The following is a 16,100-nucleotide window of genomic DNA, read 5'->3' as shown; positions in this document are numbered from 1 at the left end:
TACGGGCGGGAATGGACTAGTGCGACGGCCTGCCGGCGGCCTTCCGAGCGTCCTTCTTACGCTTGGTGACCTCCGGGTGGTGCCGCGAAAGGGCGATAACCCCAACGATAGCAAGGCAGGCGGCCGTTCCCATCGCGATGGCCATGACGGCATGGACGTCGGGCCGGAGTTCGCCCAGGATGATGATGCCGATGGCAATGCCCACCATGGGGTCCACCACGGTCAGTCCGGCGATCACCAGGTCCGGCGGACCGGACGAGTAGGCGCTCTGGACGAACCAGGATCCCAGGCCGCCGGCGGCGATGATGGCCACCACGGAGTACCACTGGACATTGAGCAGGAAGAGTCCATTGGGATCCAGGAGGTGTTTGCCGATGATCCTGGTAAGGACGGCCACGAAGCCGAACAGGATGCCGGCGCCCAGGATGTAAATGAAAGCGTTCATCCGGTGCCTGAACGTCACGGCGAGCGTGCCGAACAGTCCTACCGCCAGGGCCAGCAGGAGGACGATGGTGAGTTCATCCTCGGGGCTGACATGGTGGTTCTCCTGCGTGACGTTAACGGCCAGGAGGACGAAGAGCGCGGAGCCGGTGACGCACGCGGCAATGGACACCGCCGTGGCGCGGTTGATGGTCAGGTCCTGGTCCCGGGCGTTCACCACCGTGGTGATCACCAGGGCAATGGCGCCGATGGGCTGGATGACCGTCAGCGGCGCGGAAACCAGGGCCACGGCGTTCATGGCCATACCCGCGCACAGCAGCAGGAGCCCAAACATCCACCGGGGATTGCGCAGGAGGCGCAGGAAACCGTTTGAGCTCAGGGCCAGGCCTCCGGTGTCGGCCTTGACGGCGCTGCCCTGGCGCTGCGCGCCCAAGGCGAGGCAGAAGGCACCGAGCACCGCCAGGCCGACGGCAAGCCATACCATCAGCCGTTCCCGCCGTCGTGCTGTTTCAAGGCCCCGCCCTTGCGCAGCATGGCCCAGAAGTAGTTGTACGCGGCAATCCAGTGTCCCACCATGCCAAGGCCCAGGACCACCCAGGCGGCAACGAAGAGCTGGCCGGAGATGTTGGTATCCAAACGGGAGAGGACCAGCAGCGGGGTGCCCAGGAGCAGCAGCCCGGTCCTTACCTTCCCCACCACGCTGACCGGGAGGTCCGGATGGCCGCGGAAGAGGGAGAGCGTGAGGACCAGCAGGACAGCATCGGGCACTACCAGCGCCGCCAGGTACAGCCAGTGCACGACGCCGGCAATTACCAGTGTGAAGGCTACCGAGAGCAGGGCGAGGCGGTCGGCGATCGGGTCAAGGACCCTGCCGAGCTTGGAGGCCTGGTCGAACCGACGGGCGATATAGCCGTCGATCCAGTCGGTTCCTGCCATGACGGCCAGGACAATGACGCCGGCCCCGTATTCCTTTTGCGCCAGGACAAGCCACATGAAGAGCGGAACACCCATGAACCGCACCACGGTGAGCAGGTTGGGGATGGTGGCCAAGCGGTCGTGGTCCACCTGGGGACGGCCGGGGCGGGCGCCTGCACCAATGAACTTCACCCGTCCCCACTCCTTCCTGCTGCGCCGCGGCGCGGTCTCTCGGTGATGACTTCGTAGGCGGATTCAGTGTCCGCCGGACTGTTGGGCGGACCAGGGACCTAGCCGGCGCGCAGCAGCCTGCGCAGGAGGACCACCAGGACCGTACCGGCGGCAACGAAGGCGGCCAGCGGCTTCCACCGCCGCGGCAGGTCTGCGGATTCCGACAACGCAGCAAACCGCTGCCCGGCCGCATCCACACCGTGCTGCGCCAGTACCTGGCCCTCACGCGCCTTGGCCTGGGCGGCCGCCAGCACGTAGCGGGCCTGGGTCTTGACGTCGAGCTCAGTGCCGAGTTCGTCGCGGGCCTCGGTGAGGTGGTGGCGACGCTGGCTCAGGCGGCGCGCCAGCTCGGGTTCGGATGCGTGCGGGAACTCCTGGTCGTGCTGGGCCGCCTTGGCTTCCTTTTCCGCTTTTGCCTTGGCTGCCGCTTCCGCCTTGGCGGCCTTCGCGGCCTTGGCCTCCGGGCTGTCCGGATCCAGGACAGCCGGGTTGAAGGCGGAGCCTTCGCGGGCTACGCCGATGTCGTGCCGGATGCCGCGGATGGTTTCCTCCGGCAAGAGCGGCATGGCTTTCTTGAACCTGGCCAGGCCCACCAGTCCCCCGACGAGGGCTATCAGCAGGAAGGCAGCGGAGACCAGCAGTGCCGCCAGCCAGGCGGGCATGATGGTGGCCAGACCCATGATGGCCGCGACGATCAGTCCGACCACCAGCAGGGCGAGGAAAAGCAGAGCCACGGCGAAGAAGGCCGCTGCCACCCCTACCTGGATGCCCTTGCGCTTAAGTTCAATCTTGGCGAAGGCGATCTCGTCGTTGAGCTGGCGCGGTGCCAACCGGAAAAGGAGTCTTGCCGTTCCGGGCAGCGCGGTGATGCGCAATCCCGGGCTGGTACGCCCGCTGTGACGTCCGCTCATCGGTTCCGCCTTACTGGTTCATGAGTCGATACTGCATCCGTTTGCTGCGGAAATGTGCAGCCGCACAGTCCACGCCACCAAAACTACCATTGAGGTTCAGGGCGGCCTTGGGGGCTTGCCGGACGGCGCGGCCTACAACGCTGCAAAAACAGCCCTGGCCAGGCCTAGGATTGGTGTCCGTGACCACTTCCCCCAATCCCGGCGACCTGCTGACCCGCCGCCGGAAGCTTCTGTACATCCTCCTCCTGGGCGCCCTGACGGCGCTCGGCCCATTCACCATTGATCTTTACCTGCCTGCCTTCCCGGCGCTGGAGGCAAGCTTGGGGGTGACCGAGGCGCAGGTCCAGCTCACGTTGGCGGGCACCACGGTTGGTTTCGCGTTCGGACAGCTGGTGGTGGGACCGTTCAGCGACAAGTTCGGCCGGCGGACTCCGCTGATCCTGGCCACGGCGGTGCATATCGCAGCATCAGTGGGGGCCGCCTTATCCACGGACATCAACACGCTGGGCATCTTCCGCGTGCTGATGGGCGTGGGCGCGGCAGGCGGCGGCGTGGTGGCCATGGCGATGGTCCGCGACCTGTTTTCCGGGTACGCCATGGTGCGGATGTTCTCCCGGATGGCTCTGGTCAACGGGCTGGCACCCATCCTGGCCCCTGTGATCGGCTCGCAGCTGCTGTTGGTGATGCCGTGGCCGGGAATCTTCGTGTTTCTTGCCGCCTATGGATCCCTGGTGATCGTGGCCGCCCTGCTCCTGGTGCGTGAAACGCTTCCGCCGGAGAAGCGGGGCCGGAGCGGCATGACCGCGCGGCAACGCTACCGGACGCTGTTCACCGACCGGATCTTCGTGGGGCTGCTGATGGTGGCGGGCTTCAATTTCGGCGGCCTCTTCACCTACCTGTCGGCCTCGCCATTCCTCTTCCAGGATGTGTTCGGGTTCTCCGCCCAGCAGTACGGGCTGCTCTTCGGCATCAATTCCCTGGGCATCGTGGCCGGCGTCCAGACCAGCTCACGGCTGATCAGGATTGTTCCACCACAGTGGATCCTGGCCTGCGCCACTGCCTGGATGTTCCTGATGGCCCTGTTGATCGTCGTCTTCGACCGGGCGGGCCTGGGGCTGTGGGGGGTCATGGTCCCACTGTGGTTCTACATCCTGGGAACCGGCTTCATGTTCCCCTGCGTCCAGGTGCTGGCCCTGGCCGGGCACGCGGGCCAGGCGGGAACCGCAGCCTCATTGCTTGGCGCCGCGACATTCCTCATGGCCGGGCTCATCTCCCCCGTGGTGGGCTGGCTTGGCATCACCAGCGCAGCACCCATGGGAGCAGTCCAGGCGGCCTGCATCCTGCTGGCGATCGCCGCGTTGTGGCTGGTGGTCCGGCCACGCACGGTACCCTCGATCCACTGAGCCACACTCCCCTACCTGGCGCCGGCGTTCCGCCCCCGCCTGCCGCCCCTTTCGAAAGGCAACCCGTGACCCGCACACCGCACCGGAATGGACGGGGCCTCTTCCTCGGGGCGGTGCTCGGCGGCGTCGTTGGCTATTTCGCCGGGCGCGCCGTGGGCAACCCCGCCTGGGGAATCATCCTGGGGACGCTGGCAGGCGCCGCCATCCTGTACCGGGTCAATCCAGGATCCCGCAGACGCCGCTGAACGCCCCGCCGCGGTCCATGCGGCGGGCCGCTGCGGCATTCCCTGCCGCCAGGCACACCGGCGCGATAAAATAATGCCGTGCCCAGCTGGCAGAACCAACCGCCACTTCCGGCCACATGGCAACGGTGCGACGCCCGGATCCTGCCACTGTGGTGGGAGCGGCTGTGCGCGCAGGCAGGACAGCAGTCGGCGGCGCTGTACGCGGCGGGCCTGTTCACGGAGGACCGACGCCGGCCCATCGCCCAGTGGTTCAATCCCGCCTTCAACGCGGCCCTGCTGGTAGCCCCGGAAACGTCGCCGGAATGGCCGGTGCAGCGCTTCGGGATTTTCTACGCTCCCCCGGACTCCGGCTTCGTCCGGATCCACTCCGCGCCGCACGAGTGGAGCCCGCGCGAGCCCCGGAAGTCCCCCACGGAGCGGGAGGCCTTTGAGGCGGCCATCGCGGAAGCGGAAAGATTCCTGCAGGTGGAAATGGATTTCGTTTGACCAGATTCCCACCCGCGGAAAGAAAAAATCCCCGTCCCTCCAGCTGGAGGAACGGGGATTTTCGTTGCGCTCCTCCTGCTGGACTTGAACCAGCAACCCTTCGATTAACAGTCGAATGCTCTGCCAATTGAGCTAAGGAGGAATGAAGCAGGTATGACATTAGCAAAGGATTCCGGCCCATGGGAAATCGGCGGTTATCCGGGCCTTGACGGCCCGGCCGGGAAACAAAAATCCCCGTTCCGGAGGCCGGAACGGGGATGGAAGCTCCTCCTGCTGGACTTGAACCAGCAACCCTTCGATTAACAGTCGAATGCTCTGCCAATTGAGCTAAGGAGGAATGAAGCGGGTATTAGCCTAGCAAACAGTTGGCGCGGAAACGAAATCGGGTGGCCGTGACCTGACCCACCCCCTGGTCCGCGGACCGGGCCGGGCCTACGACTCCGCCCGCAGGGCCCGGCGTTCCATTTCCAGCATCATCAGCTCGCGGTTAAGCCGCTGGTAGGTCTCCGGGTCCGCCGCGGCGTCAAGGCGCTGCAGCTGGCCCATCTTGTCCGCCTTGACCCGGGTGATCTGGAGTTCGAACAGCCGGGACAGGATGTCGCGGCAATACTTCAACACCGCTTCCTCCGTGTGGGCCGGCAGCGGCACGACGGCGAGCTCGGACACCAGCGGCCGGAGGGGCTCGGGAACCTCATGCATGACGTGCTCCACCCAGCGCACCGGATCGACGGTAAGGCCGGGGCCCGTAGCGCGCATGGCGTCATGCACGGCCTGGAAGGCGGGAATGGCGAACCGGGCGGCGGCAAAACGGTCCCAGACACCGCCGGCCAACAGGGCGGGCTGCTGCAGGGCCACTTCCAGCGCCTGCCGTTCCATGGAGGCCACCGGGTCACGCGGGTCCGGGCGGTGGAAGGAGGGGACAACGCCCGACGACGGCCCGGCAGCCACGCCGGGTGCGCCGGCCTGGGCGGGGGCTTGACTGGAGGGGCCGCCCGGCTGAGGCTGGCCCGGAGCAGGGGGGCGTCCGGCGTCGCCGCGTTTTCCGGCGTTCTTTACTTCTGCAGTGACCATGCGCAGGACCTCGTTGGGGTCAGGCATGCCCAGCCAGCCGGTCAGGGCCTGGCAGTAGCCCGTACGGGTGGAGGCGTCACGGATGGCGGCCACCACCGGCACCGATGCCTTCAGTCCCTGCACGCGGCCCTCAACGGTGTCCAGGTTGAACTGCTTCAGCGTGCTGCGGATGGCGAACTCGAACAGCGGCCGCCGGGACTGGATAAGGGCGTGCACGGCCTCGTCCCCCCGGCTGAGGCGGAGGTCGCAGGGGTCGGCGCCCGTCGGTTCCACGGCCACGTAGGTCTGGGCGGTGAAGCGCTGGTCCTCCTCGAAGGCCCGGAGGGCTGCCTTCTGGCCGGCGGCGTCGCCGTCGAAGGTGAACACCACTTCTCCCCCGGTGCCGTCGTCGGAGAGCAGGCGGCGGGCGATCTTGATGTGCTCGGTGCCGAACGCCGTGCCGCAGGTGGCTACCGCCGTCGTAATTCCGGCAAGGTGGCAGGCCATGACGTCCGTGTAGCCTTCCACCACCACCAGCTGCCGGTCCTTGGCGATGCTCTTCTTGGCGAGGTCGATGCCGTACAGGACTTGGGACTTCTTGTAGAGGGTCGTCTCGGGGGTGTTGAGGTACTTGGGGCCCTGGTCATCCTCATACAGCTTGCGCGCGCCGAAGCCGATGGTGTCGCCGGCCATGTCCTTGATGGGCCAGATGAGGCGGCCGCGGAAGCGGTCGTAGATGCCCCGGTTTCCTTCGCTGAACATTCCGGTGAGCTTGAGTTCGGCATCGGTGAAGCCTCGGCCGCGGAGGTGCTTCAGGAGGCTGTCCCACCCCTGGGGCGCGTAGCCGCAGCCGAAGTGTTCCGCGGCGGCCCGGTCGAAACCGCGGCCAAACAGGAAGTTGCGGGCGGTGGCGGCACCGGGCGTGAGCATCTGCGCCCGGAAGAATTCGTCGGCGATCTTGTGTGCGTCCAGCAGCCGTTGGCGGCGGCCCACTTCCTCACGGTTGGGGCCGGTGCCGCCGTCTTCGTAGCGGAGCTCGTAGCCGATCCGGGATGCGAGTTTCTCCACGGCTTCCTGGAAGGAGCTGTGGTCCTGTTTTTGGACGAAGGCGATGACATCGCCGTCCTCGCCGCAGCCGAAGCAGTGGTAGCGGCCCACCTGGGGGCGGACGGTGAAAGACGGCGAGCGCTCGTCATGGAAGGGGCACAGGCCCTTGAAGGTTCCCAGCCCGGCGCCCTTGAGCGTGACGTAGCCGTCAACCACTTCCTTGATGTCCGTGCGCTGGCGTACTTCGTCAATATCTTCACGTTTTATCAGCCCAGCCACACAGCAATCTTAGTGTCCCCGGCTTGGCTTCATTGCCCGGGCCGGCGCCTGCCCGGTTCCGGCTTCTCCCCGTCCCACAGGCTGAGGGCCAACTTGGGGCACAGGCGGACGGCTTCGTGTGCGGCTTCCCGGTCTGCATCGCGCAGCGGGACATCGGTCCGTTCCCGGCCCGACTTTCCGCGCGCCAGCGGGTAGCCCCAGTCGTCCCGGTCCAGCACACCGGGCAGCAGTTCGGTGCACAGGCCGCGGCCGTCGCAGCTGGTCCAGTCGATGTGCAGGTGGGTTGTCATGCCGCTGCCCCTCCCGGTCCGGTGCAGTAGCCCAAAAGGTGGGCGCGGAAGTCCGCGGCGAACACCTCCAAGGCGCTGCTGACCAGGCCGGTGGTCCCCTCCGGGTGCCGGCATGCGCCGCGCCCGGAGACCAGCTTCCCCAGCCGGTCCAGCTCGGCGGCAAGCCGGTGATTGATTTCCCCGCCGGCAATCCGGTTAAGGACCGAGGCCATGGCCGGCAGGCCGAACATGCAGGGACCGCACTGCCTGGCGGACTGGTCGGCGAGGTAGCTGACGATCCGCGCCGTCGCCTGGATGCCGCAGGCCTGCAGGTCCAATGCATGGATCACGCCTGCGCCCGGCCGGGCAGTCCGGTCCGGCGGACCCACGGGCGAGAGTGCATGCCCGGCGGGGCGAACCCAGCGGCCATGGTAGCCGCCCACCAGGACGGCAGACAGGGCGGCGGGATCCATGCCCGCTTCCCGCAGGACTGCCGGGAGTTGGGCGCCGCCGGGAACTTCCAGCACCACGTCCCGCGCCGGGGCAGGCCCGGAAACGGACACTAGGCGTGTGCCCGGATCCGTTGCGGTCCCGGCCTGGCGGAACCATGGCGCCCCGAACCGGGCGATCAGGGCAACCTGGGCCAGGGTTTCAACGTTGACCACCAGTGTGGGCCGGCCGTTGAGGCCGGATTCGCTGAGGCGGCGGCGCTGGTCCGTGGGAACGGCGTTGCCGTTGGCAATCATGTTGACGACGGCGCTCGACTCGCCCGAGATGAAGGTTTCGGGGGCCTGGACCATGCGGATCCGCTTGCTGCGGGGGCGTTCGCCGACGGCCTGTTCCACGCGGGGAAGACCGGCCGCCGGTGCGTAGACGTACATGCTCGCGCCGCCCAGGGCCGCGGACAGGGCCGCCAGTCCGTCGATGACCAGGTGGGGTGCGTGGGCGAGGAGGGTGCGGTCCTTAAAGCTCAGGGGTTCGCCTTCTGCGCCGTTGGCGATCACTACCGGCCGTGCCGTAAACATGCCTTTCCGTCCGGACCCGGCGGCGGCAGTGGCCTTGCGCCAGGTTTCGAAAGCGGCTCCGCCCCGTCCGGTCAGGCCGGCCTCCGTGAGCTGCTCCAGCAGGCCGGTTTCGGCAGAACGGGGATCCCAGGGCCCAAAGGTGTCAAGATGCTGCCCCCAGCCCGCGTCCGGGCCTGCTGCCAGGAGCCGGGGTTCCTGGCCTTTGCCCTCCTTTGCGGCATGGAGGGGCACCTGCGGGTAGGTGTCGTTGGCGTAGCTCACGGGAGGTTTCCTTGCCGGGCATGGGAGGTTTCGAGGAAGGAGGGGCTCAGCCGCCACAGCAGGGCTGCCGCAACGGCCACCGCGGACGCCGCGGCCAGCAGGAGGAACCAGCCCCTGGAGACGTCGGTGCCGTTGCCCAGGGCGTGTGCCATCGCCACCGGCCAGATGCCGTAGCTGAGCCAGTGCACGGCCTTGAAGCTGCGCTGCCCGATCCGGTGCCGCAGCAGGCCCGTCACCACCACGGCCAGGACAAGGTCCAGCGCCGCGGTGCCCAGGCCCTGCCAGAACGGCTGGAAGGAGCCCAGGAACGGCACCACGATGTCCACCGGGTTCAGCTTGGCGAAGGAGTCCAGGAGCAGGGAGCCCACGTGCAGTCCGAGGAACACCGTGGCGAGCAGTGCAATGTTCCGGTGCAGGAGGCTGATGGAGAACCGCGGCAGGACCAGCAAGGGCCGGCCTGACCGGTTCAGGATGCCCAGCAGCACGGATGCGGTGAAGAGTGCCAGCGACACAAATCCGCTGACCCGGCCGAACGCCCACATTGCCTCATCCATGACGCACCCCTCCCCTGCTGTCCCCCGCCGGGCTGCAGCTTTCGGCGGGCCAGTCCCCGGTGGCAGTTACCCTTCCGCGGCTGTCCACGAACCGGGCAGGTACTCCTTCGCTCCGAAGCCATTCGAGGGCCGCGAAGCCCCGCACGATGGCAGCCGTACTGAAGGCGTTCGCTTCCAGGCAGGCAGGGGCCGCCACGGTCACCGAGCGCCAGACCGGTTCAGCGGGGAGGCCGAAGCGGGGGTCAAGGATGTGGTGGACCTGGGTTCCGTGGTGGTCCCAGCGGCGTTTCTGCGTACTGGAGGTGGCAAGGGCAAATCCGGGAGCCAGGGAGATCTGCTGGGCGGGATCCGCAGCAAGGTCCTGCACCATGATCTGCCAGTGGCCGGGCGTGCCGTCCTCCTGCGGCCCAGGCCCTGCTGTTGCCAGGTCACCGCCCAGGCCCACGAGCACCCCGCAGCCCAGCTCCCGGTAGACACGTGCAGCGGCAAGGTCCGCCGCGACTGCTTTTGCCGATGCTCCCAGGTCCAGTCGGAGATCCGCTGGAACGGTAAGGGTCGAGCCGTCAAGGTGCAGGCGGCTCCAGCCGGGCTCCCGCGGCGCAGGGGGCTGTTGGGGCAATGCCGGTTGCCGGGGCGACGCCGGTTGCCGGGAGGATGCCGGCTGCGGAGGCAGCGGGACGCTGGTGAGTCCGGGTGCCGGCCACTTCGGGCCATGGCCCAACGCGGCCAACTCTGCGCCGAGGGTGGGGTCCACGTCGCCGCCGGTCAGCCGGGCGGCGTCCAGGGCACGCTCGAGGAGCAGTCGGAACATCGGGCTGATGCCGACGCCGGCCGCCATCAGTGGCTGGAGCCGCGTCAGCTCGGAGTCCGCGCGGAACCGGCTGCAGGCAAGGTCCACGTCCGCCACCACATCGCGGACGATATCGCCGGCGGCGGCAAGCAGCTCCGGTTGCGTCACCCTGACGGACGCTTCAAGCCCCCATACCGTCCACGTGGACTGAGCTGGATTTTCGGACTGGGCAGGATTCTCGGACGGGGCAGGATTTTCCGGCGGCGCGGCATTTTCCGCGGGCGGAGTAGTGGCGGTCCTGGTGCCTGATGCGCCGGGTGCGGCCAGTGCGGAACGGGCCATGTCAGGACCCCGAGGACCGGCCGTGGACGGTACTGCCGTTGCCCGGCTGCACCGGGGTGGTGGTCCCGGAACTGCCGTAACTCTTGGAGCGGCGTGGCGCAGTGTTCCTGGTGGTTCCGTGGTCATCGTCGTCGGAGCGGGCGGACCCGGATTTGGGTGTGCTGGGCTCTGTGGTGCTGGTGTCCGCAGCGGGGCTGGTCCGGGCGATCACGGAAGGGGTTGCCGCGTAGACGGCGGCTGCGGCAACGCCGGCAGCGGCGAAGCTGCCCACGCCAACGGCCGCCGTGATCCCTGCGGCCAGGCCCTTGCCCCTGCTGCGAGTACTCATGACCTGCTCCCGTTCCTGCGGCCCGCCTTTTCTCCCATGGTGCCCCTCCTTCCTGTGAAGTTGCCTTGAGGAAGCTGTTGATCGGGCGGGAAGCGGCGGCGGGTCACCAGAGGGAGGGCAGGCTCCCCACCAGGCGCTCGTACATGGCCAGGGCTGATCCGTCGGTGAGCGACGCCACCTGGTCGATGACCACGCGGAGGCGCGCGCCGTCGTCGTCTGCTGCCCGCCAGTCCGCGGCGAACATTGGCTCCAGATTACGGTCTCCGGTGGCGCTCAGGGCGGTCACCAGGGCGTGGAGCACCTCGCGCTGGCGCTCATAGATGGGTTGCCGGTGTTCGGTGGTCATGACGAAGGTGGTGGCCAGGCCCTTCATCACGGCGATTTCCATGACGGTTTCGTCGGGCACCATGAGTTCGGCGCTGTACCGGGTGAGGTTTTCCGGCCCGTAGACGGCGCGGGTGGTTTCCAGGGCGCTCTGGCAGAACCGGCCGATCAGCTGGCTGGTCATGTTCTTCAAGGCCGCCATGGATTTGCGGCTGCCGTCGGCCTCGCGCACCCAGACGTCGGTAGCCTCCAGCCGGGCCAGGGCGCCGTCGATGGCTGCGGGATCGTTGTGCGGCAGGTACCACTGCTTGGCGTAGCCCACCACGCGCGCCCGGTGGTCCGGGTTGTCCATCCAGCGCAGCTGGAAGTGGCCGGCCACGATCGCGTCTTCCACGTCGTGGACCGAGTAGGAAATGTCGTCGGCCAGGTCCATGACCTGGGCCTCCAGGCAGGTGCGGCGTTCCGGAGCACCCTCGCGGATCCAGGTGAAGATGGGCAGATCGTCTTCGTAGGCGCCGAACTTGCTGGTCCGCTGCCCGTGGATCACCGGCGCTTCCAGGGCAGACCACGGATATTTCGACGCCGCGTCAAGGCTGGCGCGGGTGAGGTTCAGTCCGGCGGGCTGGCCGTCAGCCGTGAGCACCTTGGGTTCGAGCCGGGTGAGCAGGCGCAGCGTCTGGGCATTGCCTTCGAAGCCGCCAATGCCGTGGGCCACCTCGTTCAGGGCGGACTCGCCGTTGTGGCCGAAAGGCGGATGGCCAAGGTCGTGGCTGAGGCAGGCCGTGTCCACCACGTCCGGGTCGCAGCCCAGGGCACGGCCCAGTTCGCGGCCCACCTGTGCTACTTCCAGGCTGTGCGTGAGCCGGGTCCGGACGAAGTCGTCCGTGTCCGGGGCCACCACCTGGGTTTTGGCGCCCAGCCGGCGCAGGGCCGACGAGTGCAGCACCCGGGCGCGGTCCCGCTCGAAGTCCGAGCGGTACGTGGTCTTGGGCGGCTCCTCCACCCAGCGGGCGGAATCGTGGGTGTCGTAGCCCGGCAGCGCCAGCGCTGCCGTGGGCGTCCCGGCGGACTCGTGCCCGGCCACTGAAGCGTCAGCCACCGGAAACATCCAGCTCCGCGGCCGCAATGTCCCTGGACTGGTCCTCGTTCAGTGCCCGCGAATCCAGCCAGTCCTTGGGCAGGGCGGGGCGCTTAGGTGAGCCGGCACGGCCGCGGGGACCTTCGGCGTCCACGCCGGGGTAGGGCGAGTCAAGGTCCAGTTCGGCCAGGGTGTCCCGGAGCACCTCCAGGCTGGTCACCAAGGCCAGCCTGGTGCGCAGTTCCCCGCCCACAACGTAGCCCTTGAAGTACCAGGCGATGTGCTTGCGGATCTCGCGCAGGGCCTTGCCCTCGTCGCCGAAGGTTTCCACCATGAGTTCGGCGTGCCGGTACACGCCTTCGGCCACCTGGCGGAGGTTGGGGCGGTGCCGGACGTCGCTGCCTTCGAATGCGGCCTGAAGGTCGCCGAAGAGCCAGGGCCGCCCCTGGCAGCCGCGGCCCACCACTACGCCGTCAACGCCGGTTTCGCGCACCATCCGGACGGCGTCTTCGGCGGACCAGATGTCGCCGTTGCCCAGGACCGGAATGTCCGGGAGCGCTTCGCGGAGGCGTGCAATGGCTGACCAGTCGGCCGTGCCGGAGTAGAACTGGGCGGCTGTCCGGCCGTGGAGTGCGACGGCGGCGACTCCGGAGTCGCGGGCGATCCGCCCTGCGTCGAGGTACGTCAGGTGGTCATCGTCGATGCCCTTGCGCATTTTGATGGTCAGCGGAACGTTGCCTTTGGATGCTTCCTTGACGGCGGTCTGCACGATCGAGGTGAAAAGGTCGATCTTCCAGGGCAGGGCCGAGCCGCCGCCGCGCCGGGTCACCTTGGGGACGGGGCAGCCGAAGTTGAGGTCGATGTGGTCGGCGCGGTCTTCCTCCACCAGCATCCGCACGGCAGCACCGACGGTTCCGGGATCCACGCCGTAGAGCTGGACCGAGCGGACCTTTTCGTCGTCGTCGTGCGAAATGATGCGGAGGGATTCGGGCGTTCGCTCCACCAGCGCACGGGACGTGACCATCTCCGCCACGTACATGCCGCCGCCGTATTCACGGCAGAGCCTGCGGAAGGCGGAGTTGGTGATGCCGGCCATGGGAGCCAGGATCACGGGGGTGTCCACCGTGATGGGTCCCAGCTTCAGGGGCGGGAGTTCCAGCTTGGGGGCGGGAGGGGTTGCAGCAACAGTCACCTGTCCATTGTTGCAAAGCCGGGCAAATCGAGTGCGCGCGGACAGTGCCGAAGTACCTGTCCCCGGTTTCGGACGGCTGTTAGCGTGGCGCGGGGATGAACACCCAGCCAGGACGTTTGAAGGAGACCTGCCCATGCTTTCCGACACCGCATATCCCGTGATCCAGGCGACCCTTCCCGTCGTTGGCGAACATATCCAGGAGATCGCTTCCCGTTTCTACAAGCACATGTTCGGCGAACACCCCGAACTGCTCAACGGCCTGTTCAACCGCGGCAACCAGGCTGATGGCCGGCAGCAGCAGGCGCTGGCCGGTTCGGTTGCCGCGTTCGCCGGCTTCCTGGTCAACGACCCCACCCACCTGCCGGACCATCTGTTGTCCCGCATTTCGCACAAGCACGTCTCCCTGGGCCTGAGTCCTGGGCAGTACCAGGTGGTCCACGACAACCTGATGTGGGCCATTGTGGATGTCCTGGGCGACGCAGTGACACCTGAAGTGGCTGCCGCCTGGGACGAAGTGTACTGGCTGATGGCCAACATGCTCATCAACAAGGAACGCGGGCTCTATGACGCGGTCCGGCTGAGTCCGGAAACCGTCTGGCGCACCTGGCGGGTGGCCGAAAAGATCCAGGAAACCGATGACGTTGTCAGCTTCGTGGTGGAGCGGACCGACGAGCGGGAGGTCAAGCCGTCGCTGCCGGGACAGTACGTCACCATCCGCATGCAGATGCCCGACGGCGTCCTGCAGCCCCGCCAGTACAGCCTCACCCAGGCCGACGACGGGCAGCACCGGCGGTTCGCCGTTAAGCGCGTGCGCACCGCGGATGCGCCGGACGGTGAGATGTCCAGCCTCCTGCACGACCACATCAACGTGGGCGACGAAGTCACCCTCTCGGCGCCCTTCGGCGATGTTGTGCTGGAATACACCGACCGGCCCGTGGTGCTGGCAAGCGCGGGCATCGGAGTCACGCCCATGGCCGGCATGCTGTCCCACCTGGTCAAGTCCGGTTCTCAGCGGAAAGTCCTGTTCCTGCACGCGGACGACTCTCCGGACTCCTTCGCATTGCGGAACCAGGTGACGGCCGACCTCGCCGCCCTCCCGGATGCTTCCCTCCATACCTGGTTCCTCAGCCCGGACGGCGGAGGCTCTTCCGCGGACGGCAGCGTGCATTCAGGTTTCATGAACATCAAGGACGTCCAGTTGCCGTCCGACGCCGAGTATTACCTTTGCGGCCCCATGCCCTTCATGCAGGCGGTGCGGACCGCCCTGGTTGGCGCAGGAGTGGGCGCGAAGGACATCCAATACGAAGTCTTCGGTCCGGACCTTTGGCTGGCCGATTACCAGTAACCCGCGGGGGTCATGAAGGCAGGCCCGGCTTTAGGTTTGCACGCAGGCGCGGACTCCGGCTGCAGCGTTCGGGCGCGGTCACAGGCAGGTCAGCCGCGGTCCGCCCGCCGGCCCCGCCGGGCGCCGGCCTCTTCCGTGGGCAGGACGCCGGGTTCGACGGCGGCGCGCCGGCCGCGTTCCTCAACCGCGGCTGCGGCAAGCGCCCCGGTGTCCGCAACGTCGTCCGCGTGGCGGTGCCCGTCGTCGTGCCCTGCGCCGTTGTTCCCTGCGCCCTGGTGTCCTGTCCCGTGGTGTCCTGTCATGTCGTGTCCGGCCCCTGCTGCCTTGATGCCGGTCGCTTTGACCACCAGCACAGCGATCAGGGTGGTGACCGGAATGGCGAGGACCAGTCCAATGGACCCAACGAGCGTCCGGATCACTTCCTCGGAGAGCTCGGCGCTGGTGAGGGTGTCCACCAGCGGCCGGTCGTAGAGCATGACGATGATCAGGATGGGCAGTGCGGCGCCCGCGTAGGCGAAGGCGATGGTGTAGACGGTAGAGGCGATGTGGTCCCGGCCGATCCGCATGGCGGAGGTGAACAGTTTCCGGGCGCTGCTGCCGGGGGCCAGTTCATAGAGTTCCCACACGGCCGAGGACTGGGTGATGGTGACGTCGTTGAGGACACCCAGGCCGGAGATGATGAGCCCGCAGAGGATTACGCCGGAGATGGAGATGTTGGACGAGGTGTTGACGAGGGTGGCGGCATCGTGGCTGCCCACGCCGGCGAGGTTGGCGGCGTCGGTGGCCCAGGCCGCCAGCAGGGCGGTGATGGCCAGCCCAAAAATTGTTCCCAGGAGGGCGGTGGACGTCCGCGCGGAGAATCCGTGGGCGAAGTACAGCACCCCGATCATGATCACGGTGGATCCCACCAGGGCCAGCAGCAGCGGGGGTTTGCCTTCCACGAGGCCCGGGAGCAGGAAATTGGCCAGCACGAAGTAGGCGCCCACCAGCCCCACCAGGGCGCGGAATCCCCGCCACCGGGCCACGGCGATGACCACCGCCGCGTAGAGGACGGCCAGCAGGACGATCGGCACGGTGCGGACGAAATCCACGAAGATGTAGGCCGGCGAACCCTGTGATCCTGTGGCTCCCTGGGCGTTCGAAAGGTTCAGGTACCGGATCTGGTCCCCGGGTTTGACCCCGTGGGAGGCGGCGACGTCAGGGTTGATGACCACCTTCACCGGGCTGCCGCCCTTGTCCGGCTCCGTGAAGGCGAAGGTGCAGTTGGACCCCTGGCCGGGCGGCTGCTGGCTGCTTCCCTGCTGGCCGGTGCCCTGCATGCAGTTTTCGGTCACCACGTTCTGGATGGTGCCGGTATCGAACGTGACGCCGGGCGCGGTGGAATAGGGGTTGGCGAGCGAAACACCGTCCTTGCTGCCGGAAGGCCACAGCGCGGCCATCCCGGCCAGGGTCAGCAGCGCCAGCGGAATGAGCACCGCAGCCAGGATGCGGTTCGCCTTGCTCCTGGCAGCCATCGCTTGGGGTGTTGGCTCCGAATGATCCAGGGAAGCGTGGGAGTGCCCGGCGCCCATCAGCAGTACAACC

At 67.6% G+C, this 16,100-nt stretch carries 16 protein-coding genes and 2 tRNA genes; 4 read left to right on the top strand and 14 right to left on the bottom strand.

What is annotated here, in order from left to right; all coding sequences use genetic code 11:
* Window positions 1-16: 16 nt before the first annotated feature.
* The 3 genes from HNO81_RS11040 to HNO81_RS11030 all read right to left on the bottom strand — a co-directional run bounded on the left by HNO81_RS11040 (window position 17) and on the right by HNO81_RS11030 (window position 2,498).
* Window positions 17-925, bottom strand: coding sequence for a DMT family transporter (locus HNO81_RS11040; RefSeq protein ID WP_175318178.1), 909 nt, complete (start codon window positions 923-925; stop codon window positions 17-19).
* Window positions 925-1,548: a CDP-alcohol phosphatidyltransferase family protein gene (locus tag HNO81_RS11035; protein WP_175318177.1), complete on the bottom strand. Its 624-nt coding sequence runs from the start codon at window positions 1,546-1,548 to the stop codon at window positions 925-927. The genes HNO81_RS11040 and HNO81_RS11035 overlap by 1 nt, the downstream gene beginning before the upstream one ends.
* 98 nt (window positions 1,549-1,646) lie before the next feature.
* Complete coding sequence (locus HNO81_RS11030) at window positions 1,647-2,498, bottom strand: phage holin family protein (protein WP_175318176.1); 852 nt, start codon at window positions 2,496-2,498, stop codon at window positions 1,647-1,649.
* Window positions 2,499-2,677: 179 nt separating this feature from the next.
* On the opposite strand from HNO81_RS11030, the gene HNO81_RS11025 reads away from it, so the two are divergent.
* The 3 genes from HNO81_RS11025 (at window position 2,678) to HNO81_RS11015 (ending at window position 4,632) form a co-directional block, all read left to right on the top strand.
* Window positions 2,678-3,901, top strand: a complete 1,224-nt coding sequence (locus HNO81_RS11025; RefSeq protein ID WP_175318175.1) for a multidrug effflux MFS transporter — start codon at window positions 2,678-2,680, stop codon at window positions 3,899-3,901.
* A 65-nt stretch (window positions 3,902-3,966) separates the two neighbouring features.
* Entirely contained in the window at window positions 3,967-4,146 is a 180-nt protein-coding gene (locus tag HNO81_RS11020) for a glycine zipper 2TM domain-containing protein (protein WP_175318174.1), read from the top strand.
* 78 nt (window positions 4,147-4,224) lie between these two features.
* On the top strand, window positions 4,225-4,632 hold the full coding sequence (locus tag HNO81_RS11015) for a hypothetical protein (RefSeq protein WP_175318173.1): 408 nt from the start codon (window positions 4,225-4,227) through the stop codon (window positions 4,630-4,632).
* 69 nt (window positions 4,633-4,701) lie between these two features.
* On the opposite strand, the gene HNO81_RS11010 is transcribed toward HNO81_RS11015, so the two are convergent.
* From HNO81_RS11010 to dusB, 10 genes are all read right to left on the bottom strand, one after another.
* Window positions 4,702-4,774, bottom strand: a tRNA-Asn gene (locus HNO81_RS11010).
* A gap of 122 nt (window positions 4,775-4,896) precedes the next feature.
* Window positions 4,897-4,969 (bottom strand) — tRNA-Asn (locus tag HNO81_RS11005).
* A gap of 95 nt (window positions 4,970-5,064) precedes the next feature.
* Entirely contained in the window at window positions 5,065-7,008 is a 1,944-nt protein-coding gene (gene dnaG, locus HNO81_RS11000; protein ID WP_175318172.1) for a DNA primase, read from the bottom strand.
* 29 nt (window positions 7,009-7,037) lie between these two features.
* Window positions 7,038-7,298 carry a ferredoxin gene (locus tag HNO81_RS10995; RefSeq protein WP_175318171.1) on the bottom strand — a complete coding sequence of 87 codons (261 nt, stop codon included), beginning with the start codon at window positions 7,296-7,298 and terminating at the stop codon, window positions 7,038-7,040.
* The gene (locus HNO81_RS10990) at window positions 7,295-8,563 is read right to left on the bottom strand and encodes an NADH-ubiquinone oxidoreductase-F iron-sulfur binding region domain-containing protein (protein WP_371818227.1); all 1,269 of its coding nucleotides are present in this window, start codon (window positions 8,561-8,563) and stop codon (window positions 7,295-7,297) included. The genes HNO81_RS10995 and HNO81_RS10990 overlap by 4 nt, the downstream gene beginning before the upstream one ends.
* Window positions 8,560-9,117 (bottom strand): ferric reductase-like transmembrane domain-containing protein, encoded by a 558-nt coding sequence (locus HNO81_RS10985; protein WP_254703420.1) that lies wholly within the window; start codon window positions 9,115-9,117, stop codon window positions 8,560-8,562. Before HNO81_RS10985 ends, HNO81_RS10990 begins: the two co-directional genes overlap by 4 nt.
* Complete coding sequence (locus HNO81_RS10980; protein WP_371818226.1) at window positions 9,110-10,075, bottom strand: FAD:protein FMN transferase; 966 nt, start codon at window positions 10,073-10,075, stop codon at window positions 9,110-9,112. The genes HNO81_RS10985 and HNO81_RS10980 overlap by 8 nt, the downstream gene beginning before the upstream one ends.
* 175 nt (window positions 10,076-10,250) lie before the next feature.
* Window positions 10,251-10,577 carry a hypothetical protein gene (locus HNO81_RS10975; protein ID WP_175318169.1) on the bottom strand — a complete coding sequence of 109 codons (327 nt, stop codon included), beginning with the start codon at window positions 10,575-10,577 and terminating at the stop codon, window positions 10,251-10,253.
* A 103-nt stretch (window positions 10,578-10,680) separates the two neighbouring features.
* Window positions 10,681-12,009, bottom strand: coding sequence for a deoxyguanosinetriphosphate triphosphohydrolase (locus HNO81_RS10970; protein WP_254703419.1), 1,329 nt, complete (start codon window positions 12,007-12,009; stop codon window positions 10,681-10,683).
* Window positions 11,993-13,171, bottom strand: coding sequence for a tRNA dihydrouridine synthase DusB (gene dusB, locus HNO81_RS10965; RefSeq protein WP_175318168.1), 1,179 nt, complete (start codon window positions 13,169-13,171; stop codon window positions 11,993-11,995). The genes HNO81_RS10970 and dusB overlap by 17 nt, the downstream gene beginning before the upstream one ends.
* A 133-nt stretch (window positions 13,172-13,304) precedes the next feature.
* Here dusB and HNO81_RS10960 point away from each other — a divergent pair, with 133 nt between their 5' ends.
* On the top strand, window positions 13,305-14,516 hold the full coding sequence (locus HNO81_RS10960) for a globin domain-containing protein (RefSeq protein WP_175318167.1): 1,212 nt from the start codon (window positions 13,305-13,307) through the stop codon (window positions 14,514-14,516).
* A gap of 89 nt (window positions 14,517-14,605) precedes the next feature.
* Here HNO81_RS10960 and HNO81_RS10955 read toward each other — a convergent pair whose 3' ends face one another.
* Window positions 14,606-16,030 (bottom strand): YibE/F family protein, encoded by a 1,425-nt coding sequence (locus tag HNO81_RS10955; RefSeq protein WP_175318166.1) that lies wholly within the window; start codon window positions 16,028-16,030, stop codon window positions 14,606-14,608.
* Window positions 16,031-16,100 lie beyond the last annotated feature (70 nt).

Source organism: Pseudarthrobacter sp. C4D7 (assembly GCF_013359725.1).
GTDB lineage: Bacteria > Actinomycetota > Actinomycetes > Actinomycetales > Micrococcaceae > Arthrobacter.
The sequence above is the reverse complement of the archived record's forward strand: the minus strand, read 5'-3'. Positions and strand labels throughout refer to the sequence as shown.